The 21,267-nt window shown below is 47.5% G+C and carries 33 protein-coding genes; 1 reads left to right on the top strand and 32 read right to left on the bottom strand.

The annotated features are described in order from the left end of the window. Positions 1 to 124 precede the first annotated feature (124 nt). From smrA to MAQ5080_RS06960, 3 genes are all read right to left on the bottom strand, one after another. A complete protein-coding gene (gene smrA, locus MAQ5080_RS06970; protein ID WP_067207605.1) occupies positions 125 to 706 on the bottom strand; it encodes a DNA endonuclease SmrA in 582 nt (193 codons plus the stop codon). A gap of 166 nt (positions 707 to 872) precedes the next feature. Further along, the gene (gene ssb, locus MAQ5080_RS06965) at positions 873 to 1,559 is read right to left on the bottom strand and encodes a single-stranded DNA-binding protein (RefSeq protein ID WP_067207608.1); all 687 of its coding nucleotides are present in this window, start codon (positions 1,557 to 1,559) and stop codon (positions 873 to 875) included. 30 nt (positions 1,560 to 1,589) lie between these two features. After that, complete coding sequence (locus tag MAQ5080_RS06960) at positions 1,590 to 2,945, bottom strand: MFS transporter (RefSeq protein WP_067207612.1); 1,356 nt, start codon at positions 2,943 to 2,945, stop codon at positions 1,590 to 1,592. A 153-nt stretch (positions 2,946 to 3,098) separates the two neighbouring features. On the opposite strand from MAQ5080_RS06960, the gene uvrA reads away from it, so the two are divergent. Next, complete coding sequence (gene uvrA / locus MAQ5080_RS06955; protein ID WP_067207616.1) at positions 3,099 to 5,918, top strand: excinuclease ABC subunit UvrA; 2,820 nt, start codon at positions 3,099 to 3,101, stop codon at positions 5,916 to 5,918. A 146-nt stretch (positions 5,919 to 6,064) separates the two neighbouring features. On the opposite strand, the gene rplQ is transcribed toward uvrA, so the two are convergent. The 29 genes from rplQ to tuf all read right to left on the bottom strand — a co-directional run bounded on the left by rplQ (position 6,065) and on the right by tuf (position 21,235). Next, positions 6,065 to 6,448, bottom strand: coding sequence for a 50S ribosomal protein L17 (gene rplQ / locus MAQ5080_RS06950; protein WP_055462827.1), 384 nt, complete (start codon positions 6,446 to 6,448; stop codon positions 6,065 to 6,067). A gap of 42 nt (positions 6,449 to 6,490) precedes the next feature. Further along, on the bottom strand, positions 6,491 to 7,495 hold the full coding sequence (locus tag MAQ5080_RS06945) for a DNA-directed RNA polymerase subunit alpha (RefSeq protein WP_067207619.1): 1,005 nt from the start codon (positions 7,493 to 7,495) through the stop codon (positions 6,491 to 6,493). A gap of 36 nt (positions 7,496 to 7,531) precedes the next feature. Beyond that, the gene (gene rpsD, locus MAQ5080_RS06940; protein WP_067207622.1) at positions 7,532 to 8,152 is read right to left on the bottom strand and encodes a 30S ribosomal protein S4; all 621 of its coding nucleotides are present in this window, start codon (positions 8,150 to 8,152) and stop codon (positions 7,532 to 7,534) included. A gap of 14 nt (positions 8,153 to 8,166) precedes the next feature. Further along, positions 8,167 to 8,559: a 30S ribosomal protein S11 gene (gene rpsK, locus MAQ5080_RS06935; protein ID WP_067207624.1), complete on the bottom strand. Its 393-nt coding sequence runs from the start codon at positions 8,557 to 8,559 to the stop codon at positions 8,167 to 8,169. Positions 8,560 to 8,627: 68 nt separating this feature from the next. Further along, on the bottom strand, positions 8,628 to 8,984 hold the full coding sequence (gene rpsM, locus MAQ5080_RS06930) for a 30S ribosomal protein S13 (RefSeq protein WP_067207626.1): 357 nt from the start codon (positions 8,982 to 8,984) through the stop codon (positions 8,628 to 8,630). Between the two features lie 120 nt (positions 8,985 to 9,104). Continuing rightward, positions 9,105 to 9,218, bottom strand: coding sequence for a 50S ribosomal protein L36 (gene rpmJ, locus MAQ5080_RS17215; RefSeq protein ID WP_082861045.1), 114 nt, complete (start codon positions 9,216 to 9,218; stop codon positions 9,105 to 9,107). Between the two features lie 19 nt (positions 9,219 to 9,237). Further along, entirely contained in the window at positions 9,238 to 10,569 is a 1,332-nt protein-coding gene (gene secY, locus MAQ5080_RS06925) for a preprotein translocase subunit SecY (protein ID WP_067207628.1), read from the bottom strand. After that, complete coding sequence (gene rplO / locus MAQ5080_RS06920) at positions 10,570 to 11,004, bottom strand: 50S ribosomal protein L15 (protein WP_067207630.1); 435 nt, start codon at positions 11,002 to 11,004, stop codon at positions 10,570 to 10,572. A 1-nt stretch (position 11,005) separates the two neighbouring features. Next, on the bottom strand, positions 11,006 to 11,191 hold the full coding sequence (gene rpmD, locus MAQ5080_RS06915; RefSeq protein WP_055462820.1) for a 50S ribosomal protein L30: 186 nt from the start codon (positions 11,189 to 11,191) through the stop codon (positions 11,006 to 11,008). A gap of 6 nt (positions 11,192 to 11,197) precedes the next feature. After that, the gene (rpsE, locus tag MAQ5080_RS06910; RefSeq protein WP_067207631.1) at positions 11,198 to 11,698 is read right to left on the bottom strand and encodes a 30S ribosomal protein S5; all 501 of its coding nucleotides are present in this window, start codon (positions 11,696 to 11,698) and stop codon (positions 11,198 to 11,200) included. A 10-nt stretch (positions 11,699 to 11,708) separates the two neighbouring features. Continuing rightward, positions 11,709 to 12,059, bottom strand: a complete 351-nt coding sequence (gene rplR / locus MAQ5080_RS06905) for a 50S ribosomal protein L18 (RefSeq protein ID WP_067207633.1) — start codon at positions 12,057 to 12,059, stop codon at positions 11,709 to 11,711. Positions 12,060 to 12,072: 13 nt separating this feature from the next. After that, entirely contained in the window at positions 12,073 to 12,606 is a 534-nt protein-coding gene (gene rplF / locus MAQ5080_RS06900; protein WP_067207634.1) for a 50S ribosomal protein L6, read from the bottom strand. 8 nt (positions 12,607 to 12,614) lie between these two features. Beyond that, entirely contained in the window at positions 12,615 to 13,007 is a 393-nt protein-coding gene (rpsH, locus tag MAQ5080_RS06895; RefSeq protein ID WP_067207636.1) for a 30S ribosomal protein S8, read from the bottom strand. A 129-nt stretch (positions 13,008 to 13,136) separates the two neighbouring features. Continuing rightward, positions 13,137 to 13,442 (bottom strand): 30S ribosomal protein S14, encoded by a 306-nt coding sequence (gene rpsN, locus MAQ5080_RS06890; RefSeq protein WP_055462815.1) that lies wholly within the window; start codon positions 13,440 to 13,442, stop codon positions 13,137 to 13,139. A gap of 12 nt (positions 13,443 to 13,454) precedes the next feature. Continuing rightward, positions 13,455 to 13,994: a 50S ribosomal protein L5 gene (rplE, locus tag MAQ5080_RS06885; RefSeq protein WP_067207638.1), complete on the bottom strand. Its 540-nt coding sequence runs from the start codon at positions 13,992 to 13,994 to the stop codon at positions 13,455 to 13,457. A gap of 17 nt (positions 13,995 to 14,011) precedes the next feature. Further along, on the bottom strand, positions 14,012 to 14,329 hold the full coding sequence (rplX, locus tag MAQ5080_RS06880) for a 50S ribosomal protein L24 (protein ID WP_067207640.1): 318 nt from the start codon (positions 14,327 to 14,329) through the stop codon (positions 14,012 to 14,014). 17 nt (positions 14,330 to 14,346) lie between these two features. After that, the gene (gene rplN / locus MAQ5080_RS06875) at positions 14,347 to 14,715 is read right to left on the bottom strand and encodes a 50S ribosomal protein L14 (protein ID WP_055462812.1); all 369 of its coding nucleotides are present in this window, start codon (positions 14,713 to 14,715) and stop codon (positions 14,347 to 14,349) included. 51 nt (positions 14,716 to 14,766) lie between these two features. Continuing rightward, positions 14,767 to 15,033, bottom strand: a complete 267-nt coding sequence (gene rpsQ, locus MAQ5080_RS06870; protein WP_067207642.1) for a 30S ribosomal protein S17 — start codon at positions 15,031 to 15,033, stop codon at positions 14,767 to 14,769. A gap of 1 nt (position 15,034) precedes the next feature. After that, entirely contained in the window at positions 15,035 to 15,226 is a 192-nt protein-coding gene (gene rpmC / locus MAQ5080_RS06865) for a 50S ribosomal protein L29 (protein ID WP_055462810.1), read from the bottom strand. After that, positions 15,227 to 15,640, bottom strand: a complete 414-nt coding sequence (rplP, locus tag MAQ5080_RS06860; protein ID WP_067207644.1) for a 50S ribosomal protein L16 — start codon at positions 15,638 to 15,640, stop codon at positions 15,227 to 15,229. Positions 15,641 to 15,650: 10 nt separating this feature from the next. Beyond that, positions 15,651 to 16,331 carry a 30S ribosomal protein S3 gene (gene rpsC / locus MAQ5080_RS06855; RefSeq protein WP_067207647.1) on the bottom strand — a complete coding sequence of 227 codons (681 nt, stop codon included), beginning with the start codon at positions 16,329 to 16,331 and terminating at the stop codon, positions 15,651 to 15,653. Positions 16,332 to 16,345: 14 nt separating this feature from the next. Beyond that, positions 16,346 to 16,678 (bottom strand): 50S ribosomal protein L22, encoded by a 333-nt coding sequence (gene rplV, locus MAQ5080_RS06850; protein WP_055462807.1) that lies wholly within the window; start codon positions 16,676 to 16,678, stop codon positions 16,346 to 16,348. A gap of 16 nt (positions 16,679 to 16,694) precedes the next feature. After that, on the bottom strand, positions 16,695 to 16,970 hold the full coding sequence (gene rpsS, locus MAQ5080_RS06845; protein WP_055462806.1) for a 30S ribosomal protein S19: 276 nt from the start codon (positions 16,968 to 16,970) through the stop codon (positions 16,695 to 16,697). A gap of 15 nt (positions 16,971 to 16,985) precedes the next feature. Continuing rightward, a complete protein-coding gene (gene rplB / locus MAQ5080_RS06840; RefSeq protein ID WP_067207650.1) occupies positions 16,986 to 17,810 on the bottom strand; it encodes a 50S ribosomal protein L2 in 825 nt (274 codons plus the stop codon). Positions 17,811 to 17,824: 14 nt separating this feature from the next. Then, on the bottom strand, positions 17,825 to 18,121 hold the full coding sequence (gene rplW, locus MAQ5080_RS06835) for a 50S ribosomal protein L23 (protein WP_067207653.1): 297 nt from the start codon (positions 18,119 to 18,121) through the stop codon (positions 17,825 to 17,827). After that, the gene (rplD, locus tag MAQ5080_RS06830) at positions 18,118 to 18,723 is read right to left on the bottom strand and encodes a 50S ribosomal protein L4 (RefSeq protein ID WP_067207656.1); all 606 of its coding nucleotides are present in this window, start codon (positions 18,721 to 18,723) and stop codon (positions 18,118 to 18,120) included. Before rplD ends, rplW begins: the two co-directional genes overlap by 4 nt. A gap of 12 nt (positions 18,724 to 18,735) precedes the next feature. Next, positions 18,736 to 19,374 carry a 50S ribosomal protein L3 gene (rplC, locus tag MAQ5080_RS06825; protein WP_067207660.1) on the bottom strand — a complete coding sequence of 213 codons (639 nt, stop codon included), beginning with the start codon at positions 19,372 to 19,374 and terminating at the stop codon, positions 18,736 to 18,738. A 127-nt stretch (positions 19,375 to 19,501) separates the two neighbouring features. Then, entirely contained in the window at positions 19,502 to 19,813 is a 312-nt protein-coding gene (rpsJ, locus tag MAQ5080_RS06820; RefSeq protein WP_067207662.1) for a 30S ribosomal protein S10, read from the bottom strand. 198 nt (positions 19,814 to 20,011) lie between these two features. After that, positions 20,012 to 21,235, bottom strand: coding sequence for an elongation factor Tu (tuf, locus tag MAQ5080_RS06815; protein WP_067207665.1), 1,224 nt, complete (start codon positions 21,233 to 21,235; stop codon positions 20,012 to 20,014). Positions 21,236 to 21,267: the final 32 nt, after the last annotated feature.

The raw sequence follows: 21,267 nt of genomic DNA, 5'->3' as shown, positions 1-21,267 counted from the left end.
CCCTGTTAAAATCGTTTTCTATTACTAGAATCATTGGGCGTTATCGCCCTAATCTCAAGCAATAAAGCGTGTGAATTATATCAAGAATGTGACGTGATCGGCACAGACCGTGTGCTGCGCTGGACTAACGCTTTTGATGGCGTTCCCAGTTTTCTAGGCGTGCTTTCTCGCTTTTTCGGAACAACACGTACACCGCTCCCAAGCCGCCGTGATGACGCTGCGCTGTATGAAACGCCATGACATCATCCAAGTCACGTAACCATTTGTTAATAAAGCTTTTAATCGTCGCTTGCTCGAGTGGATCCGGGGTACGGTCGCCCTTGCCATGGACGATGATGCCGACGCGAATATCATGACGCATACAGTCTTCGACAAACTGAAACACCTCACGACGCGCCTGCTCAACGGTACGACGGTGCAAGTCTAAGCGCGACTCAATGCCATACTTACCTTGGCGCAGGCGTTTAAAGACACCATCTTGTACGCCATCTTTCTTGTATTCCAACATGTCGTCCGGATCAACACGCTCCACATAGTCCTTCGACAAGTGATTGCGGTCTTCGACCTTGGCGACTTGTGCCGCGATTTTGCGCTCAGTAAAGTCCACCCCACCCTGTTTCTTACCTAGGTAGACCTCGGTCTTCTTCATTGGTCGGATGCCCTGCACTTCTTGCGCGAACAAAGAGAAATCATCATCCTCTTGCATACGTTACCTCAAAACTCTGTCCCCTACAGTCTAGGACACATAAACACAGAAAAGGCTCCCGAAGGAGCCCAATCAAGCTGTAGGGTTAAGATAAAGCCCTGCTGCACGCCTAAGGTTTGGGTAACCAGCAAGGTTTAAACAATGATTACAGCTTCGCACTCAAATCTTAGAACGGAATATCGTCGTCGAAGTCGTCAAAGCTTGGTGCTGGTTGTTGTGGCTTAGCTGGCTCTGGCGCTTTTGGCTGCGCCGGTGCTTGCTGTGGTTGGTTACCCCAGCTACCGAACGATTGTGGTTGTGCCGGCTGTTGACCACCGAAACCACCACCTTGTTGTGGCGCTTGGCCGTAACCTTGGTGTGGTTCAGATGGTGCCGGTGATGCACCGTAGCTGCCTTGTTGTGGTTCAGACTGTTGTGGCGCATTGCCGTAACCGCCCTGCGCACCGTAGCCACCTTGTTGAGGGGCTTGTTGACCACCACCAAAACCGCCGCCTTGTGGGCCGTCAGCACGACCGTCCAGCAGTTGCATTTCGTTCGCTACAATTTCTGTTGTGTAACGTTTAATGCCGTCTTTTTCCCATTCACGGGTACGTAGCGAACCTTCTACGTACACTTTCGAGCCTTTCTTGATGAAATCACCGGCGATTTGACCAAGACGGTAGTTACCACGGTCCATAAAGGCCACACGGTGCCATTCTGTACGTTCTTGCATCTGACCGGTTTGACGGTCACGCCAGCTCTCTGTTGTCGCTAGGCTAACGTTGGCAACGGCTGCGCCAGATGGCATGTAGCGCACTTCTGCATCGCTACCAGCGTTACCAATGATGATGACTTTGTTGATTCCACGTGCCATGACGTTACTCCAATAAGTTCTATAAAGCGTTTACTTGACCTGCGGCGCGATACGCTGCAGCGCCTCTTTGTCGAGTTGTTTCTTGTTTACTTTTAGATAAGCGGTCTGCTCATCCGTAAAAATCTGTACATCTTCCACTCCTTGGATTTCCATAAGTTGCTGAGTCAGCTGTTGCACATCCTGCGCACTGTGCGCGGCAACACTAAACGCCATGCTCGATACTGGTTGCGGTGCTGGCTGCATGGCACTGACTAACGCCCAAGCTAACCAAACACAGCCGATCACAGTAAACAGCATGGCTACCGATGTGTGCTGCAGTAGCCAACCGCCACCAGCACCACCGATAAAGGCACCCATAAATTGGTGCGTTGAAAAGACGCCCATGGCCGTACCACGGTAACCAACCGGTGCCAGTTTACTGATCACCGACGGCAAAGTCGCTTCTAACGTGTTAAACGCGACGAAGAACAAACATACCGCCACGGCAAATAGCCACAGTTGCGATGACCATTCCATCAGGATAGTCGTCAGACCAATGATGGCAATCACCAAGGTCAACACCTGCTTCATCTTGCCTTTGCCTTCCGCTGCAATGATCAGTGGCAGCATCAAAATAAAGGCGCCGCCCATTACCAACAGGTACAAGATACTGTGTTTGCCTAACGACAACCCGTAACGATGAATCAAAAGACTCGGAATCGCAACAAACAATGCGGTCAGGCTAGCATGCAGTAGCAATATGCTGATGTTTAAGAAACGCAAACGGGCATCCTTTAAGACACCACCCAAAGCCGTCAAGCTGGGCGTGGTATCACGACGGAAAGCATGCTGCGTCTGATTTGGGACCACCCAAATAATCAATGCCATGCCAATAATGGAGAAGGCAAACGACAGGTAGAACAAGCCCGATAAGCCGAGCCATTCAAACAACACCGGCCCTAGGATTAAAGACAGCATGAACGACGCACCAATACTGATGCCGACACTAGCCATCGCTTTGGTACGGTTTTGCTCTTTGGTGACATCACTCAGTAAGGCCATTAAGGTACTGGCAATGGCACCAGCGCCTTGAATCGCACGACCGAAGATCAAACTCATGATGCTATCGGCGTTGGCACAAATCACACTGCCCAAGGCAAACAGCACTAAGCCAAAAATAATGACGCGCTTACGGCCCACTTTATCGGACATCATCCCCATCGGGATCTGCAACGTCGCTTGGGTAAAACCATAAATACCAATCGCGGCACCAATCAATGCGGCATCGGCGCCGTCTAGGCCATCTGCTGCAACACTGATAACAGGCATAATCAGAAACAAGCCCAACATACGGAACAGATAAACCATTGCGAGGGCTAAAACTGAGCGGCGTTCAATGACATCCATAGGTGCTACTACTTGCGTAATTTGAGGTGATTGTTAAAAGATCGCAGATTTTACTAAAAATACCGTTGAAGCTCTATTTTAACTACTGTAAAAATAGACAGTTATTCTATTTTGAATGACTTTTTCCTTGGTTGCATTACATTTTGGAGACTCATGGACACTATTACCCTTCGCGGCGCGCGGACCCACAATCTTAAAAACATCGATTTGGACATTCCTCGCGACAAGCTGGTGGTGATTACCGGACTCTCAGGGTCAGGCAAATCGTCACTCGCATTTGATACCCTCTACGCCGAAGGCCAACGTCGTTACGTCGAATCCCTATCGACCTACGCACGTCAGTTCTTGTCCATGATGGAAAAGCCCGATATTGATCATATCGAAGGCTTATCTCCGGCGATTTCCATCGAACAAAAGTCGACCTCACATAACCCACGCTCGACCGTCGGTACCATTACCGAAGTCTACGATTATCTGCGTTTATTGTTTGCTCGTGCGGGACAGCCGCGCTGTCCAGACCATGGCGAGCCCTTAGAAGCGCAGACCATCAGCCAAATGGTCGATAAAGTCTTAGCACTGCCAGAAGAAAGCAAAATGATGATGCTGGCGCCGATCATTAAAGATCGTAAGGGCGAGCATTTACATACCATCAGTGAATTGCTGTCAAAAGGCTTCGTACGTGCTCGTATTGACGGCATCGTGGTGGATCTGGACGATGCGCCGGCGTTGGAGAAAAACAAGAAACACACCATCGAGGTGGTGATTGACCGTTTTAAAGTCCGTCCAGACTTGCAACTGCGCCTAGCCGAATCCTTTGAAACCTGTTTGTCGCTGTCGGATGGCATCGCCAAAGTCATTAATATGGACGACGAGAACGATGAGCTCGTGTTCTCGAGCAAGTTCGCTTGTCCAGTGTGTGGCTACGCCATTACCGAGCTAGAACCGCGTTTGTTCTCGTTCAATAACCCAAATGGTGCCTGTCAAACCTGTGATGGCCTTGGCACACAACAAGCATTTGATGCCGATCGTGTGATTCAAGATGAAAGCCTGACCTTGGGTGAAGGCGCGATTCGTGGCTGGGGACGTCGCAGCATCTTCTACTTCCAACAGCTGAATGCGCTAGCGAACTTTTATGGCTTTGATATCAATTCGAAATTCAAAGACATCCCGGTGGCGTATCAGGACATCATCCTGAACGGTTCTGGCAAAGATAAAATCGATTTCGTCTACATCAACGAACGTGGCGACAAGATGACGCGCTCGCATGCCTTTGAAGGGGTGCTGCCGAACCTTAACCGTCGTTACCATGAAACCGAATCGGACAGTGTGCGCGATGACTTATCCCAGTACATCAGCACCAAACCTTGTTCATCCTGTCACGGCACCCGTTTAAACAAAGCCGCACGTAACGTCTTTATTGCCGACGAAACGCTGCCAGACATTGTGAAGAAGCCAATCGCTGAGTGCTTGCAATACTTTGAAACGTTGCAGCTTCAGGGGGCAAAGGCGGAAATCGCCGAGAAGATCCTCAAAGAAATCCGTGACCGTTTAAGCTTCCTAGTAAACGTTGGCCTCGACTACCTGACGCTGGATCGTAAAGCCGACTCGCTATCGGGTGGTGAAGCACAGCGTATTCGTTTGGCCAGCCAGATCGGTGCCGGCCTTGTCGGCGTTATGTATATTCTCGATGAGCCTTCAATTGGCCTACACCAACGTGATAACGAGCGTTTAATCGGTACCCTGACGCGTTTACGTGATCTGGGCAACACGGTAATCGTGGTAGAACACGACGAAGATGCGATTCGTGTCGCAGACCACCTGATTGATATCGGCCCAGGCGCTGGTGTGCATGGCGGCCAAGTGATTGCCTCTGGCACGCCACAAGACATCATGGACTGTGAAGCCTCCATCACTGGCCAATACCTAACCGGCAAACGTAAGATTGAAATACCAGCGTTACGTCACCAAGCGACACAAGGTAAACAGATCACGCTACACGGTGCCCAAGGCAATAACCTGAATGATGTCACCTTGAACATCCCTGTAGGCGTCATGACCTGTGTCACCGGCGTGTCCGGTTCAGGTAAGTCGACCTTAATCAATGGCACCTTGTACCCATTAGCCGCGACAGCGTTAAATGGTGCGACCACTCTGACCGCCGCTGAGCACAGCCACATCGAAGGGCTCGATCATTTTGATAAATGTGTCGACATCGATCAAAGCCCAATCGGCCGTACACCGCGCTCTAACCCAGCCACCTATACTGGCATTTTCACGCCGATGCGTGAGCTGTTTGCGGCCACGCAAGAAGCCCGTTCCCGTGGTTACAAACCAGGGCGATTCTCCTTTAACGTCAAAGGCGGCCGCTGTGAAGCCTGTCAGGGTGATGGCGTGATCAAGGTAGAGATGCACTTCTTGCCGGATGTGTACGTCCCCTGTGATGTCTGTAAAGGCCACCGTTACAATCGTGAAACCTTGGAAATCACTTACAAAGGCAAAAACATTCACGAATGTTTGGAAATGACCATCGAGGAAGCACGAGAGTTCTTCGATCCGGTGCCATCCATTGCCCGTAAGCTACAAACGCTGATCGATGTCGGCCTTGGCTATATTCGTCTCGGCCAAGCCGCCACCACTCTATCGGGTGGTGAAGCACAGCGCGTGAAGCTGGCCAAGGAACTATCAAAGCGCGATACCGGCAAAACGCTGTATATCTTAGATGAACCAACCACAGGCCTACACTTTGCCGACATCGAGTTATTACTATCGGTACTGCATCGCCTACGTGATCACGGCAATACCATTGTGGTGATCGAACATAACCTCGATGTGATTAAAACAGCGGACTGGATCGTCGACCTTGGCCCCGAAGGCGGCAGTGGTGGCGGTTACATTGTGGCCGAAGGCACCCCTGAGACAGTGGCTGAACATGAGACCTCTCACACTGCACGCTTCTTAAAACCAATGCTTTAATCAGTGCTATCAGTCATGAAATGAAAAAGGAGCCGCTGGCTCCTTTTTTATGTCTATCGATTAATTGCCACGGATGGCCGTATAACAAACCTTTAGACGCAAAAAAGCCGAGCTTGTGGCTCGGCTTTTTTTAAGCAAATGCTGTATTACTCAGCGTCTGCAGCTTCCGCAACTGGACGATCAACCAGTTCAACGTAAGCCATAGGTGCATTGTCACCTGCGCGGAAGCCGCATTTTAGAATGCGAACGTAACCACCAGGACGACCTTGGTAACGAGGACCAAGCTCAGAGAACAATTTACCTACTGCATCTTTGCTACGAGTACGTGCAAAGGCTAGGCGACGATTCGCAACCGAATCTTCTTTCGCCAATGTGATCAAAGGCTCAGCAACGCGACGAAGTTCTTTGGCTTTCGGCAACGTAGTTTTAATAACTTCGTGCTCGAATAGAGAAGCAGCCATGTTTTTGAACATCGCTTTGCGATGAGAGCTAGTACGGTTTAAGTGACGTCCACTCTTACGATGACGCATTATATATTCCTTACCAAACTACGGTGGTCAGGGAACAATGATCTAGCGAGCTAGAACTTTGCTATCGTCTTTCAAACTAGCTGGTGGCCAGTTTTCTAGACGCATTCCCAAAGACAGACCGCGCTGTGCTAAAACATCTTTAATTTCAGTTAATGATTTCTTACCTAGGTTAGGCGTTTTAAGTAGCTCAACCTCTGTACGCTGAATCAAATCACCAATGTAGTAGATGTTTTCTGCTTTCAGACAGTTAGCACTGCGAACGGTTAGCTCAAGATCATCAACCGGGCGTAGCAAAATCGGATCAATCTCATCCTCTTCTTCTTCTACAACCGTTTCGCTTTCGCTCTCAAGAGCGACAAATACAGCGATCTGTTGTTGTAGAATAGTCGCTGCACGACGAATTGCTTCTTCAGCGTCGATAGTACCGTTAGACTCGATGTCAATGACAAGTTTGTCTAGGTCAGTACGCTGCTCTACACGAGCATTCTCTACGCTGTACGCAACACGGCGAACAGGACTGAAAGAGGCATCCAGCTGCAAGCGACCGATTGGACGAGTCTCATCATCGCTAGCAACACGAGCGTCAGCAGGCTCATAACCACGACCACGTGCTACCTTGATCTGCATGTTTAGTTCAGCAGTGTCATCAAGGTGACAGATAACATGATCTGGGTTAGAAATCTCAGAGTCAGCAACAAGTTGGATATCTCCAGCTGTTACGACACCAGGACCTTTCTTACTTAGTGTTAGAGTTGCTTCATCTTGCCCGTGTAGAGCGATCGCAACTCCTTTTAGGTTAAGAAGAATTTCAATAACGTCTTCTTTTACCCCTTCAATCGCACTGTACTCATGCAATACACCGTCGATTTCTACTTCGACAATTGCACAACCAGGCATAGAAGACAAAAGGATACGGCGTAGTGCGTTACCAAGTGTATGACCGAAACCACGTTCTAGTGGTTGCAGAGTTACCTTGGCACGAGACTGGCCTAGCTCTTGTACTTCGATGTTGCGTGGGGTTAACAATTCGCTCACTGAACGCTGCATAGATCCACCTATTTCTTAATCCTAACCATCTAGCTATTACTTAGAGTAAAGCTCGACGATTAGGTTCTCATTAATTTCAGCTGATAAATCGGCACGCTCCGGAGCAGCTTTGTAAGTTGCTTCCAATTTAGTTGAATCAACTTCGATCCAGTGGATCGGTGCGCGATTTTTAGATAGCTCTAGTGCGTTTTGTACACGCAACTGCTTCTTAGCTTTTTCACGGATAGACACAACATCACCAGATTTAACCTGGAAAGATGCGATGTTAACCGCTTCGCCGTTTACTAGGATAGCCTTGTGGCCAACTAGCTGGCGAGCTTCCGCACGTGTAGAGCCGAAGCCTGCACGGTAAACTACGTTGTCTAGGCGAGACTCAAGAAGTTGCAGAAGGTTTTCACCAGTTGCACCTTTGATGCGAGCCGCTTCTTTGTAGTAGTTACGGAATTGTTTTTCAAGAATGCCGTAGATACGGCGAACTTTCTGTTTCTCACGTAGCTGTAGACCGTAATCAGAAAGACGACCACGACGTGCACCGTGCACACCTGGAACTGTTTCTGCTTTACATTTTGATTCTAGAGCGCGTGAGCCACTTTTAAGTTGTAAGTCTGTGCCTTCACGACGAGACAGTTTACAAGTAGGACCTAAATAACGAGCCATGTGTCTGTCTCCTCTTAAACGCGACGTTTCTTAGGCGGACGGCAACCGTTGTGCGGGATTGGCGTCACGTCTGTGATGTTATTGATGCGCAGACCTAGTGCATTCAATGCACGAACTGCGGATTCACGACCAGGACCAGGGCCCTTGATCAATACGTCAACGTTCTTAAGACCGAACTCTTGCGCAACCGCACCGGCACGTTCCGCAGCAACCTGTGCAGCGAAAGGAGTACTTTTACGAGAGCCACGGAAACCTGAACCACCCGCAGTCGCCCAAGACAAAGCGTTGCCTTGGCGATCAGTGATAGTCACGATCGTGTTGTTGAAAGACGCATGTACGTGAGCAACACCGTCGACGACCGTCTTTTTGACTTTTTTCTTGGTATTGCGCGTTGCTGGCTTAGCCATATTGCACTTTTCCTAAATCTAATGCTCAGCTCTAGCAGACTTAATGCACTAGAGCGAAACGCGTTGAATTACTTACGAATTGGCTTACGAGGGCCTTTTCGTGTACGAGCGTTCGTTTTGGTACGTTGACCACGAACTGGTAAGCTGCGGCGGTGACGGATGCCACGGTTACAGCCTAAGTCCATCAAACGTTTGATAGACATGCTGACTTCACGGCGGAGGTCACCCTCTACAGTAAACTTAGCAACTTCGCCACGTAGACGGTCTAGCACTTCATCGCTTAGAGAACCGATTTTAGCGGTTTCTTCGATACCTGCAGCTTGGCAGATTTCTTGTGAGCGAGTGCGACCGATCCCGAAGATGTAAGTTAGAGAAATGACCGCATGTTTATTGTCAGGAATATTGACACCGGCTATACGGGCCATTCACTTTACTCCGTTGTTATGGATGAAATACTTCATCACTTTGCTTTCATGAGGGTGGCAGATTATGCCAGCATAGCGGACAAAAATCAACCACCCTCCCATCATCGAATAATCCGGCTATTAACCTTGACGCTGTTTGTGTCGAGGTTCAGTACAGATCACTCGAACTGAGCCGTTACGACGAACGACTTTACAGTTACGACAGATTTTCTTTACAGATGCACGTACTTTCATGTTCAACTCCAACCTATGCTTAACGCATTAGGCCATTTGGACCATATCCAGTCAGATTAGACTTTTTCATTAATGATTCGTATTGATGACTCATTAAGTGACTTTGTACTTGAGACATAAAGTCCATTACTACAACGACTACGATTAACATCGAAGTACCACCGAAGTAGAAAGGAACGTTCCATGCTACGACAAAGAACTGAGGCATCAATGACACTAGCGTGATATACAAGGCACCGAATAGCGTCAAACGAGTCATAACACCGTCGATGTATCGAGCTGTATGGTCGCCTGGACGAATGCCCGGCAAAAACGCACCGGACTTTTTCAAGTTATCTGCCACATCTTTAGGGTTGAACACCAGCGCTGTATAAAAGAAGCAAAAGAAAACAATTGCTATCGCAAACAACAGCACATAGAGCGGTTGCCCAGGAGCTAGAGCCAAAGAAAGATTTTGCAACCATTCCATCCCTTCACCTTGACCGAACCATTGGCCGATCGAAGCTGGGAACAGAAGAATACTAGAAGCGAAGATTGGTGGAATTACACCCGCCATGTTCACTTTTAGTGGCAAATGACTCTTTTGTGCGGCAAACACCTTTTTGCCCTGCTGACGCTTGGCATAGTTGACAGTAATACGGCGCTGACCGCGTTCAATAAAGACTACGAACGCGATGGTAGCGATTGCCAAAATACCAATCAAAAGCAGTGCAAGGATATTGATATCACCTTGACGGGCCGATTCAAATGAACGACCTAGAGCAGAAGGAAGACCTGCCACGATACCAGCAAAGATAAGGATCGAAATACCATTACCAATGCCTTTCTCTGTTACCTGCTCACCTAACCACATCAAGAATACTGTACCAGCTACTAGAGTCACGACTGCAACAGCGTAGAACTCTAAACCTGAGCTGAACGAAATACCTTGGCTAGCTAGGCCGACTGCCATAGAAGCAGACTGAACAAGTGCAAGAAGAACCGTACCGTAACGAGTGTATTGGGTAATCTTACGACGACCCGCTTCACCTTCCTTCTTTAATTGCTCTAGTTGCGGACTCACTACTGTCAATAACTGCATAATGATCGAGGCAGAAATATAGGGCAGGATACCTAGAGCAAAAATACTCATACGCTCCAATGCGCCGCCTGAGAATACGTTAAATAAACTCAGGATTGTGCCTTCGTTCTGGTCAAACAGTGCTGACAGACGGTCTGGGTTAATGCCAGGTACCGGAATGTGCGCACCGATTCGATATACAATAATTGCTAAGAAAACAAAACGGATTCGAGCCCATAGCTCGCCAAGTCCGCTTTGCATACCTGCTGGTAGTGAGCCACGCTTTGTCATCTATTCCTCGATCTTTCCGCCAGCTGCTTCAATCGCGGCACGAGCACCTTTAGTAACTTTAAGGCCACGTACAGTTACGGCTTTCTCGATAGAACCAGAAAGGATAACTTTCGCTGACTTAATTTTGTCACCTAGGATGTCGGCAGCTTTAAGAGCAGCCAAATCTACAACTTCTGCATTCACTGCGGCTAGTTCGTTTAGACGAACTTCAGCTACATACTGAGCCTGACGTGAAGTGAAACCAAATTTTGGTAGACGACGCTGGATAGGCATCTGACCACCTTCAAAACCTGGTTTAACTGAGCCACCTGAACGAGACTTAAGACCTTTATGGCCACGACCGCCAGTTTTGCCCAAACCGCTACCAATACCGCGGCCTACACGTTTAGGAGCATGCTTGCTACCTTCGCCAGGGCGAATAGTATTTAGGAACATGTTACTCTCCTACCACTTTAACCATGTAATAAACTTTATTGATCATGCCACGAACTGAAGGAGTATCTTCTAGTTCACGTACTTGACCGATCTTTTTAAGACCCAAGCCTTTAACTGTTTCACGGTGCTTTGGAAGACGACCGATAGGGCTACGAGTCAGTTGTACTGAGATGGTTTTGTTAGCCATTTCACATTACCCCAAAATTTGATCGACAGACTTACCGCGTTTTGCAGCGATTTGCTCAGGTGCACGCATGTCAGCCAAACCTTTGATCGTTGCGCGAACAACGTTTACAGGGTTAGTTGAACCGTAGCATTTAGCTAGTACGTTGTGAACGCCAGCGATTTCTAGAACCGCACGCATTGCACCACCTGCGATAACACCAGTACCTTGAGAAGCTGGCTGCATGTACACTTTAGATGCACCGTGAACCGCTTTAACTGGGTATTGAAGTGTGTCGCCATCAAGAGCAACGTTTACCATGTTACGGCGAGCTTGTTCCATTGCTTTTTGGATAGCTTGAGGAACTTCACGTGCTTTACCACGACCGAAGCCTACTTTACCGTTACCATCACCAACGACTGTCAAAGCAGTGAAAGAGAAGATACGACCACCCTTAACTACTTTAGCAACGCGGTTTACTTGTACTAGCTTCTCTTGTAGATCGCTAGTTTGTTGTTCGTTAACTGCCATTTGCTACCCCTTAGAACTCTAGACCAGCTTCACGCGCAGCATCAGCTAGCGCTTGAACGCGACCGTGGTATTTGAAGCCAGAACGATCGAAAGCTACAGCAGTGATACCAGCTGCTTTAGCACGTTCAGCAATTAGTGCACCCACTTTAGCCGCTGCGTCTTTGTTACCAGTCGCAGAAGAACGTAGGCTCGCATCTAGAGTAGAAGCGCTTGCTAGCACTGTGCTACCACATGGCGAAATAACTTGCGCATACATGTGACGTGGTGTGCGATTTACAGTAAGACGGTTCGCACCTAGGTCACGAATATGCAAACGCGTGCGGCGAGCACGACGAATTCGAGATTGTTTCTTAGTGTTCATGAATGCTTACCTACTACTTTTTCTTAGCTTCTTTACGGCGAACAACTTCATCAGCATAACGAACACCTTTGCCTTTGTATGGCTCTGGTGGACGGAAGCCGCGAACTTCAGCAGCCGCTTGACCTAGCGCTTGCTTGTCGATACCGCGAAGAATAACTTCTGTTTGTGATGCACACTCAGCAGTAACGCCTTCAGGCAGTTCATAATCTACTGGGTGAGAGAAACCTAGTGCTAGGTTAAGAACGTTGCCTTTTACAGCAGCACGGTAACCAACACCTTGTAGTAGTAGACGTTTTTCAAAGCCTTGGCTTACACCAACAACCATGTTGTTGACTAGGGCACGAGTAGTACCAGCTAGTGCATTGCTTTGTTTTGCACCATCACGTGGAGCAAAAGTAAGAACGTTTTCTTCTTGCTTAACTTCAACGCTTGTGTGTACGTTTAGCTCTAAAGAACCTTTACTACCTTTAACGGCAACAGACTGTCCATTTAGAGTAACTTCTACACCACTAGGAAGCGTCACAGGGCTTTTCGCAACTCGAGACATACTAACTCCTAGAATACTGTGCAGATTACTTCGCCACCAATACCAGCAGCACGTGCTGCACGATCAGTCATAAGACCTTTAGAAGTAGAGATGATAGCAACGCCTAGGCCTGCTTCTACTTTTGGTAGGTCTGCTGATGCTTTGTATTGACGCAAACTTGGACGAGAGACACGTTTGATCTCTTCGATTACAGGCTTACCTTCGAAGTATTTTAGTTCGATAGTAAGAGTCGGCTTAGCGCCTTCTTCCACGCTGTAGTCAGTCACGTAACCTTCTTCGCGAAGAACGTTAGCAACAGATACCTTCATTTTTGATGAAGGCATAGACACAGTTGTTTTTGCAGCCAACTGTGCGTTACGGATACGAGTAATCATATCCGCAAGTGTATCTTGCATACTCATTTAAGAGCTCCTAATAGAAAAAACCATTGTGCAGCAAATAGAGCTCGCGCATAGTACACAGCAGCGAGCAGAATGTCCAGTATTTAGACACCCTCTCACTGCCATGTATTATGATCGTGCTCTACTTGCTTACCAACTAGCTTTCTTCAAGCCTGGTACGTCACCGCGCATCGCTGCTTCACGTAGCTTGATACGAGACAAGCCGAAGCGACGGAATACGCCGTGTGGACGACCAGTAACCTGACAACGGTTACGTTGGCGTGAAGAAGATGAATCGCGTGGAAGCGCTTGCAGTTTAAGCGTTGCTTCCCACTTTTCATCGTCCGATGCATTAACGTCGTTAATGATCGCTTTTAGAGCAGCACGCTTTTCAGCGTACTTAGCTACTAATTTTGTGCGCTTAGCTTCGCGTTGAATCATTGATACTTTAGCCATGATTCCTACCTCTTATTTCTTGAAAGGGAAACTAAAGGCGGCTAGCAAAGCACGACCTTCTTCGTCGGTACGAGCAGTAGTAGTAATGGTAATATCCATACCGCGTACACGGTCTACTTTATCGTAATCGATTTCTGGGAAGATGATCTGCTCTTTAACACCCATGCTGTAGTTACCGCGTCCGTCGAATGACTTCGGGTTTAGACCACGGAAGTCACGGATACGTGGGATAGCAACATCAACCAAACGGTCGAAGAAATCCCACATACGGTCGCCACGTAGAGTAACTTTACAACCGATCGGGTAACCGTCACGGATTTTAAAGCCTGCAACAGATTTGCGTGCTTTAGTTACTACCACTTTCTGGCCGCTAAGTGCTGTAAGATCATTTACCGCATTTTCAAGAAGTTTCTTGTCTGCGATAGCTTCACCAACACCCATGTTTAACGTAATTTTAGTGATTTTTGGCACTTCCATTACGTTTTGGTAGCCAAACTGTTCAGTCAGTTTTGCTACAACTTGATCTTTATAAACTTGCTTAAGTCTCGCCATGGCTATAATTCTCGCTCTTAGGCGTCGATCGCTTCACTGTTAGATTTGAAAACACGTACTTTAGTACCGTCTTCAGTCACTTTAAAGCCGACGCGATCCGCTTTACCAGTAGCATTGTTAAAAATGGCTACGTTTGAAACCTGGATAGGTGCTTCTTTTTCAACGATACCGCCAGTTGTACCCTTCATTGGGTTTGGCTTCTCATGTTTCTTGACCATATTGATACCAGAAACAATCACGCGGCTTTCGTCTACTACTTTAACAACTTTGCCGCGTTTGCCTTTGTCTTTACCAGCAATTACTACGACTTCATCGTCACGTTTGATTTTACGCATATTCGGTCCCCTACCTCTTACAGCACTTCTGGTGCAAGAGAAACAATTTTCATGAATTGCTCTGTACGCAACTCACGTGTCACAGGGCCAAAGATACGTGTACCAATCGGCGCGCCAGATGCGTTCAATAGAACCGCTGAGTTTACATCAAAACGGATCACTGAGCCATCAGGACGACGCACACCTTTCTTAGTTCGAACGACAACAGCGTTCATAACTTGGCCTTTCTTAACACGACCACGTGGGATCGCTTCTTTAACTGTGACTTTAATTACGTCACCAATTGTAGCATAACGACGATGTGAGCCACCCAGTACTTTAATACACTGAACGCGCTTTGCGCCGCTGTTATCTGCTACATCAAGCATCGATTCTGTTTGAATCATTTCTGCTCTCCAATCAAATTAGATAACAAGTCTCATGAAGGAAGGAGCTGCTTATACAGCAGCTGCTTTCTCAACAACCTGAACCAGTTTCCAAGTTTTAGTCTTAGAGTAAGGACGTGATTCCACTACCTTAACTGTATCACCAACTTGACACTCGTTGTTTTCATCATGAGCGTGTAGTTTAGTAGAACGACGAACGAACTTACCGTATAGAGGGTGACGTTCAGTACGCTCAACTAGTACCACGATGGATTTATCCATCTTATCGCTTACTACTTTACCAGTAGCTGTACGAGCTTGAGTTTCTACACTTGCCATCTTAGTTACCTGCCTTATCATTTAGCACGGTTTTAACACGTGCGATATTGCGGCGAACTTGCGAGAGCAAATGCGTTTGAGCCAACTGACCAGTGGCTTTCTGCATACGCAGAGTAAATTGCTCACGTAGTAGTTCGATCAAGGTCTGCTGTAGCTCAGCTACAGACTTTTCTTGCAATTCTTTTGCTTTCATCTACATCACCGTACGCGTTACGAAAGTTGTAGCTAGAGGAAGCTTAGCTGCTGCTAGCGCGAAAGCTTCGCGAGCTAGAGATTCAGATACGCCCTCAACTTCATAAAGCATCTTACCTGGTTGGATTTGAGCCACCCAGTATTCTACGCTACCTTTACCTTTACCCTGACGCACTTCTAGAGGCTTCTGAGTAATAGGCTTATCTGGGAATACACGGATCCAAATTTTACCACCACGCTTGATGTGACGAGTCATTGCACGACGCGCCGCTTCAATTTGACGAGCGGTGATTCGACCACGTTCAGTCGATTTCAATCCGAATTCACCAAAGCTAACTTGGTTGCCGCGAAGAGCAAGACCGCGGTTGCGACCTTTTTGCGTCTTACGGAACTTAGTACGTTTCGGCTGTAACATTGACTACCCCCTACTTAGACTTCTTCTTCTGTGCGCCTTTTTCAGCACGCACTTGTTCAATACCGCCCAAGATTTCGCCTTTGAAGATCCAAACTTTAACACCGATGATGCCGTAAGTTGTGTGAGCTTCATAAGTAGCGTAGTCGATGTCAGCGCGTAGAGTGTGTAGAGGCACACGACCTTCACGGTACCATTCTGCACGTGCGATTTCTGCACCGCCCAGACGACCACTTACCTGAACCTTGATACCTTTCGCGCCGGCACGCATAGCGTTTTGTACTGCACGCTTCATAGCACGACGGAACATAACACGACGCTCAAGTTGGCCAGCAATGTTTTGCGCAACCAATTTAGAGTCTAGTTCTGGTTTACGAATTTCTTCGATGTTGATGTGAACTGGCACGCCCATCATTGCAGATACTGCGTTGCGTAGTTTCTCAACATCTTCGCCTTTCTTACCAATCACGATGCCCGGACGAGCAGTGTGGATAGTAATACGAGCTGTTTGTGCAGGACGCTGGATCTCGATGCGAGAAACAGAAGCCTGTACAAGTTTGTCTTCTAGGTATTTACGTACCTGAAGATCGTTTAAAAGTTGCTTAGAGTAGTTTTGGTTGTTCGCATACCAAGTAGAAGTATGGTCTTTAACTATCCCTAGGCGAATTCCAGTTGGATGAACCTTCTGACCCATTGGGTATCTCCTAATTAGTCAGCGACTTTAACTGTAATATGGCAACCGCGTTTTAAAATACGATCAGCACGGCCTTTAGCACGAGCTTTGATACGTTTTAGAGTCATAGCCTCGTCAACGTAGATCGTAGAAACACGCAAGTCATCGATATCAGCACCTTCGTTATGCTCAGCGTTTGCTACAGCAGACTCTAGTACTTTCTTGACAATTGCTGCCGCCTTTTTAGGACTGAACGCCAAAATGTTCAGTGCTTCGCTTACAGATTTGCCGCGGATTTGATCTGCTACCAAACGGGCCTTCTGCGCTGAGAGGCGAGCACCCTTCAATGAAGCGCTTACTTCACTCATGATTAATACCCCTTAATTACCGTTTGGCTTTCTTGTCCGCAGCGTGACCCTTGTAGGTACGGGTCGGAGCGAACTCACCCAATTTATGACCGACCATATCCTCAGATACTAGAACTGGGACATGTTGGCGACCATTATGGACAGCGATAGTCAACCCTACAAATTCAGGGAAGATTGTAGAACGGCGCGACCAAGTTTTAATTGGACGACGGTCATTCTTTTCTACCGCAGCCTCTACCTTTTTCAACAAATGAAGGTCGATAAAAGGACCTTTTTTTAGTGAACGTGGCACAGTCGTTTCCTCTTATTACTTAGTACGACGACGTACAATAAGTTTATCAGTACGTTTGTTCTTACGAGTTTTGTAACCCTTCGTAGGAACACCCCAAGGAGTAACTGGGTGACGACCACCTGAGCTACGACCTTCACCACCACCGTGTGGGTGGTCAACCGGGTTCATTGCCGCACCGCGAACTGTAGGACGAACACCGCGCCAGCGCTTAGCACCAGCTTTACCTAGAACACGTAGAGTGTGCTCAGAGTTAGATACTTCACCTAGAGTTGCACGACACTCAGTAAGAACTTTACGCATTTCACCAGAACGTAGGCGAAGAGTTACGTAACGACCCTCACGAGCGACAAGCTGAGCAGAAGCACCAGCAGAACGTGCGATTTGCGCACCTTTACCTGGCTTAAGCTCGATACAGTGAACCACACTACCTACAGGGATGTTTTGCAAAGGCAAAGAGTTACCTGCTTTGATAGGGGCATTTACACCGTTGGAAACAACAGAACCAGCTTCCATACCTTTGGAAGCGATAATGTAACGACGCTCACCATCAGCATATTTAACTAATGCAATGTGTGCAGAACGGTTTGGATCATATTCCAAACGCTCAACTACCGCTGGGATACCGTCTTTGTTACGACGGAAATCTACGATACGGTAATGCTGCTTATGACCACCACCTACGTGACGCGTAGTGATGCGACCGTTGTTGTTACGACCACCAGACTTGCTCTTTTTGTCTAGCAAAGGAGCGTATGGCGCACCTTTATGCAAGTCAGTGTTAACAACTTTAACAACGTGACGACGGCCTGCAGACGTTGGCTTACTTTTTACAACAGCCATTGACCTATCTCCCCTTATTCAGCGCCCAAGAAATCAATTTCTTGGCCTTCTGCCAAACGTACGTACGCTTTTTTAACGTCGTTACGCTTGCCTAGACCACGAACCGTGCGCTTCGTTTTACCTTTGTGGTTCAACGTGCGAACTGATTCAACTTTGACTTCAAACAACGCTTCGATTGCTTGTTTAATCTCTGGTTTCGTCGCGTCATTTACTACGCGGAATACGTACTGACCGTTGCCTTCTGCTACGATCGTCGCTTTCTCAGAGATGTGTGGACCTAACAATACTTTATAAATGCGTTCGCCGATCATGCTAGTGCCTCCTCAACTTGTTTCAGAGCACCAACTGTCACCAACACTTTGTCGTATGCAATCAAGCTAACAGGGTCAACAGACGCTGCATCACGAACGTCAACGTTCGGAATGTTGCGAGCCGCTAGGAACAGGTTAGTGTCTAGCTCTTGCGCTACAACTAGCGCGTTCTCAACATTCAATTCAGCCATTTTAGCTTTGAAAAGCTTAGTTTTAGGAGCTTCGATAGAAAGCTCTTCTACTACAACAAGACGGTCTTGACGAGCAAGCTCAGACCAGATGGTGCGCATTGCTGCACGATACATCTTCTTGTTTACTTTCTGAGAGTGGTCTTGAGGTTTAGCAGCGAAAGTTACGCCACCAGTACGCCATAGAGGACTACGGATTGTACCAGCACGTGCGCGGCCAGAACCTTTTTGACGCCATGGCTTTTTACCGCCACCGGCTACTTCAGAGCGAGTTTTCTGAGCACGAGTACCTTGACGAGCACCAGCCAGGTAAGAACTAACAACCTGGTGAACTAGCGCTTCGTTGTATTCACGCGCAAAGGTCACGTCAGAAACTTCTACAGTTCCTTCAGCACCTGTTAGATTCAAGTTCATTGTCTACCCCTCTTAGCGAGCTTTAACTGCTGGTTGAACGATTACGTCACCATTAACAGCGCCAGGAACCGCACCTTTCACAAGGATTAGGTTACGTTCAGCATCAACGCGAACAACTTCTAGAGATTGAGTTGTTACTTGAGCTGCGCCCATGTGACCAGCCATCTTTTTGCCTTTCCAAACACGACCAGGTGTTTGACATTGACCGATGGAACCAGGAGCACGGTGAGACAATGAGTTACCGTGAGTAGCATCTTGCGTACGGAAGTTGTGACGTTTAACGCCACCTTGGAAACCTTTACCTTTAGATTGACCAGTTACGTCAACTTTAGTAATAGCTTCAAAATCCGCTACTGTTAGCTCGTCGCCAACATTGATTTCTTTTTCGTCACCTGAAAGGCGGAACTCCCACAAACCACGACCCGCTTCAACGTTAGCTTTTGCAAAGTGACCTGCAGCTGCTTTGTTTACACGGCTAGCACGGCGAGAACCAACAGTTACTTGAACAGCTGTGTAGCCGTCAGTTTCTGCGTTTTTCACCTGTGTTACACGGTTCGGTTCAACCTCGATAACGGTTACTGGCACGGATACACCATCTTCGTTGAAGATACGTGTCATTCCGGCTTTACGTCCGACTAATTGAATAGCCATTTTATACCTCAATTGCCAGTTGTGTACGGGGCTATCACCCGCTACGGCTGACCATTCCAGATCATTCCACTAATGTGCTTAGGCCAACAAATACTTGCTGGTTATCGCACCCCTAAAACTTTGGGGATTAGCCCAAAGAAATTTGTACTTCCACGCCTGCCGCAAGATCTAGCTTCATTAGAGCGTCAACAGTTTTTTCTGTTGGCTCAACGATGTCTAGAACACGTTTGTGTGTACGGATTTCGTATTGATCACGCGCATCTTTGTTTACGTGTGGTGAAACCAGTACTGTGTAACGTTCTTTGCGAGTAGGAAGTGGAATTGGACCACGTACTTGAGCACCAGTGCGCTTAGCAGTGTCCACAATCTCTTGCGTTGAAGCATCAATCAGACGGTGATCGAAAGCTTTCAAACGAATACGGATTTTTTGGCTTTGCATTTCCAACTCCAAATACTATGTTCAGATAAGTCATCTGTACAGAATTTGACTTACCATCCTTATTTAAGGACGGCGAATGTTAGCCGTTTAAAAATTGGTTGTCAAGTGACCAATTTCAAAAACAGCACTCATAAAAAAAGGCCGCTCAACGAGCGGCCTTTTTTACTCAGTTACTTATAACTTCTGCCGGGGCAAAAATTATTTAAGAACTTTCGCTACAACACCAGCACCTACTGTACGACCACCTTCACGGATCGCGAAACGTAGACCTTCGTCCATCGCGATTGGGTGAATTAGAGATACAGTCATTTGGATGTTATCGCCAGGCATAACCATTTCTACGCCTTCTGGAAGCTCACAAGAACCAGTTACGTCAGTTGTACGGAAGTAGAACTGTGGACGGTAGCCTTTGAAGAATGGAGTGTGACGACCACCTTCATCTTTAGAAAGTACGTATACTTCTGCTTCGAACTCAGTGTGAGGATTGATAGAACCTGGACGAGCTAGTACTTGACCACGTTGTACTTCATCACGCTTAGTACCACGAAGAAGGACACCACAGTTCTCGCCTGCACGACCTTCGTCTAGAAGCTTACGGAACATCTCAACGCCAGTACAAGTTGTTTTAGTAGTATCTTTGATACCAACGATTTCAACTTCTTCACCAACTTTGATGATACCGCGCTCAACACGACCAGTTACTACAGTACCACGACCCTGGATAGAGAATACGTCCTCGATAGGCATGATGAATGCACCGTCGATTGCACGCTCTGGCTCTGGGATGTAGCTGTCTAGAGCTTCAACTAGTTTAGTTACTGCAGTAGTACCCATTTCGTTGTCGTCTTCGCCGTTCAATGCCATTAGGGCAGAACCTGGGATGATTGGAGTGTCATCACCTGGGAAGTCGTACTCAGAAAGAAGGTCACGTAGTTCCATCTCTACAAGCTCTTGCATCTCTGCGTATTCTTCAGTGTCAGCACCGCCACAGTCTTCAGCTAGAAGGTCTGCTTTGTTTAGGAATACAACGATGTAAGGTACACCTACCTGACGAGAAAGAAGGATGTGCTCACGAGTTTGTGGCATAGGACCATCAGTCGCACCACATACTAGGATCGCGCCGTCCATTTGAGCAGCACCAGTGATCATGTTTTTAACATAATCGGCGTGTCCAGGACAGTCTACGTGTGCGTAGTGACGAGTTGGAGAATCGTACTCTACGTGAGAAGTTGCGATCGTGATACCACGCTCACGCTCTTCTGGAGCGTTATCGATACCGTCAAATGCAACAGCTTCACCGCCGAATACTTCTGCACATACACGAGTAAGTGCTGCTGTTAGAGTAGTTTTACCGTGGTCAACGTGACCGATAGTACCAACGTTAACGTGTGGTTTACTACGTTCGAACTTTTCTTTTGCCATGATACATACACCTTATAAATAGTAAGTATGAT

The sequence above is a fragment of the Marinomonas aquimarina genome (assembly GCF_900089755.1).
Taxonomy (GTDB): domain Bacteria; phylum Pseudomonadota; class Gammaproteobacteria; order Pseudomonadales; family Marinomonadaceae; genus Marinomonas; species Marinomonas aquimarina.
The sequence above is the reverse complement of the archived record's forward strand: the minus strand, read 5'-3'. Positions and strand labels throughout refer to the sequence as shown.

Bases quoted from the DNA above. Each gene is read 5' to 3' on its own strand.
- smrA (WP_067207605.1), bottom strand. From the start codon at position 706: ATGCAAGAGGATGATGATTTCTCTTTGTTCGCGCAAGAAGTGCAGGGC.
- ssb (WP_067207608.1), bottom strand. From the start codon at position 1,559: ATGGCACGTGGAATCAACAAAGTCATCATCATTGGTAACGCTGGTAGC.
- MAQ5080_RS06960 (WP_067207612.1), bottom strand. From the start codon at position 2,945: ATGGATGTCATTGAACGCCGCTCAGTTTTAGCCCTCGCAATGGTTTAT.
- uvrA (WP_067207616.1), top strand. From the start codon at position 3,099: ATGGACACTATTACCCTTCGCGGCGCGCGGACCCACAATCTTAAAAAC.
- rplQ (WP_055462827.1), bottom strand. From the start codon at position 6,448: ATGCGTCATCGTAAGAGTGGACGTCACTTAAACCGTACTAGCTCTCAT.
- MAQ5080_RS06945 (WP_067207619.1), bottom strand. From the start codon at position 7,495: ATGCAGCGTTCAGTGAGCGAATTGTTAACCCCACGCAACATCGAAGTA.
- rpsD (WP_067207622.1), bottom strand. From the start codon at position 8,152: ATGGCTCGTTATTTAGGTCCTACTTGTAAACTGTCTCGTCGTGAAGGC.
- rpsK (WP_067207624.1), bottom strand. From the start codon at position 8,559: ATGGCTAAGCCAGCAACGCGCAATACCAAGAAAAAAGTCAAAAAGACG.
- rpsM (WP_067207626.1), bottom strand. From the start codon at position 8,984: ATGGCCCGTATAGCCGGTGTCAATATTCCTGACAATAAACATGCGGTC.
- rpmJ (WP_082861045.1), bottom strand. From the start codon at position 9,218: ATGAAAGTACGTGCATCTGTAAAGAAAATCTGTCGTAACTGTAAAGTC.
- secY (WP_067207628.1), bottom strand. From the start codon at position 10,569: ATGACAAAGCGTGGCTCACTACCAGCAGGTATGCAAAGCGGACTTGGC.
- rplO (WP_067207630.1), bottom strand. From the start codon at position 11,004: ATGTTCCTAAATACTATTCGCCCTGGCGAAGGTAGCAAGCATGCTCCT.
- rpmD (WP_055462820.1), bottom strand. From the start codon at position 11,191: ATGGCTAACAAAACCATCTCAGTACAACTGACTCGTAGCCCTATCGGT.
- rpsE (WP_067207631.1), bottom strand. From the start codon at position 11,698: ATGGCAGTTAACGAACAACAAACTAGCGATCTACAAGAGAAGCTAGTA.
- rplR (WP_067207633.1), bottom strand. From the start codon at position 12,059: ATGAACACTAAGAAACAATCTCGAATTCGTCGTGCTCGCCGCACGCGT.
- rplF (WP_067207634.1), bottom strand. From the start codon at position 12,606: ATGTCTCGAGTTGCGAAAAGCCCTGTGACGCTTCCTAGTGGTGTAGAA.
- rpsH (WP_067207636.1), bottom strand. From the start codon at position 13,007: ATGAGTATGCAAGATACACTTGCGGATATGATTACTCGTATCCGTAAC.
- rpsN (WP_055462815.1), bottom strand. From the start codon at position 13,442: ATGGCTAAAGTATCAATGATTCAACGCGAAGCTAAGCGCACAAAATTA.
- rplE (WP_067207638.1), bottom strand. From the start codon at position 13,994: ATGGCGAGACTTAAGCAAGTTTATAAAGATCAAGTTGTAGCAAAACTG.
- rplX (WP_067207640.1), bottom strand. From the start codon at position 14,329: ATGCGTAAAATCAAACGTGACGATGAAGTCGTAGTAATTGCTGGTAAA.
- rplN (WP_055462812.1), bottom strand. From the start codon at position 14,715: ATGATTCAAACAGAATCGATGCTTGATGTAGCAGATAACAGCGGCGCA.
- rpsQ (WP_067207642.1), bottom strand. From the start codon at position 15,033: ATGGCAAGTGTAGAAACTCAAGCTCGTACAGCTACTGGTAAAGTAGTA.
- rpmC (WP_055462810.1), bottom strand. From the start codon at position 15,226: ATGAAAGCAAAAGAATTGCAAGAAAAGTCTGTAGCTGAGCTACAGCAG.
- rplP (WP_067207644.1), bottom strand. From the start codon at position 15,640: ATGTTACAGCCGAAACGTACTAAGTTCCGTAAGACGCAAAAAGGTCGC.
- rpsC (WP_067207647.1), bottom strand. From the start codon at position 16,331: ATGGGTCAGAAGGTTCATCCAACTGGAATTCGCCTAGGGATAGTTAAA.
- rplV (WP_055462807.1), bottom strand. From the start codon at position 16,678: ATGAGTGAAGTAAGCGCTTCATTGAAGGGTGCTCGCCTCTCAGCGCAG.
- rplB (WP_067207650.1), bottom strand. From the start codon at position 17,810: ATGGCTGTTGTAAAAAGTAAGCCAACGTCTGCAGGCCGTCGTCACGTT.
- rplW (WP_067207653.1), bottom strand. From the start codon at position 18,121: ATGATCGGCGAACGCATTTATAAAGTATTGTTAGGTCCACACATCTCT.
- rplD (WP_067207656.1), bottom strand. From the start codon at position 18,723: ATGAACTTGAATCTAACAGGTGCTGAAGGAACTGTAGAAGTTTCTGAC.
- rplC (WP_067207660.1), bottom strand. From the start codon at position 19,374: ATGGCTATTCAATTAGTCGGACGTAAAGCCGGAATGACACGTATCTTC.
- rpsJ (WP_067207662.1), bottom strand. From the start codon at position 19,813: ATGCAAAGCCAAAAAATCCGTATTCGTTTGAAAGCTTTCGATCACCGT.
- tuf (WP_067207665.1), bottom strand. From the start codon at position 21,235: ATGGCAAAAGAAAAGTTCGAACGTAGTAAACCACACGTTAACGTTGGT.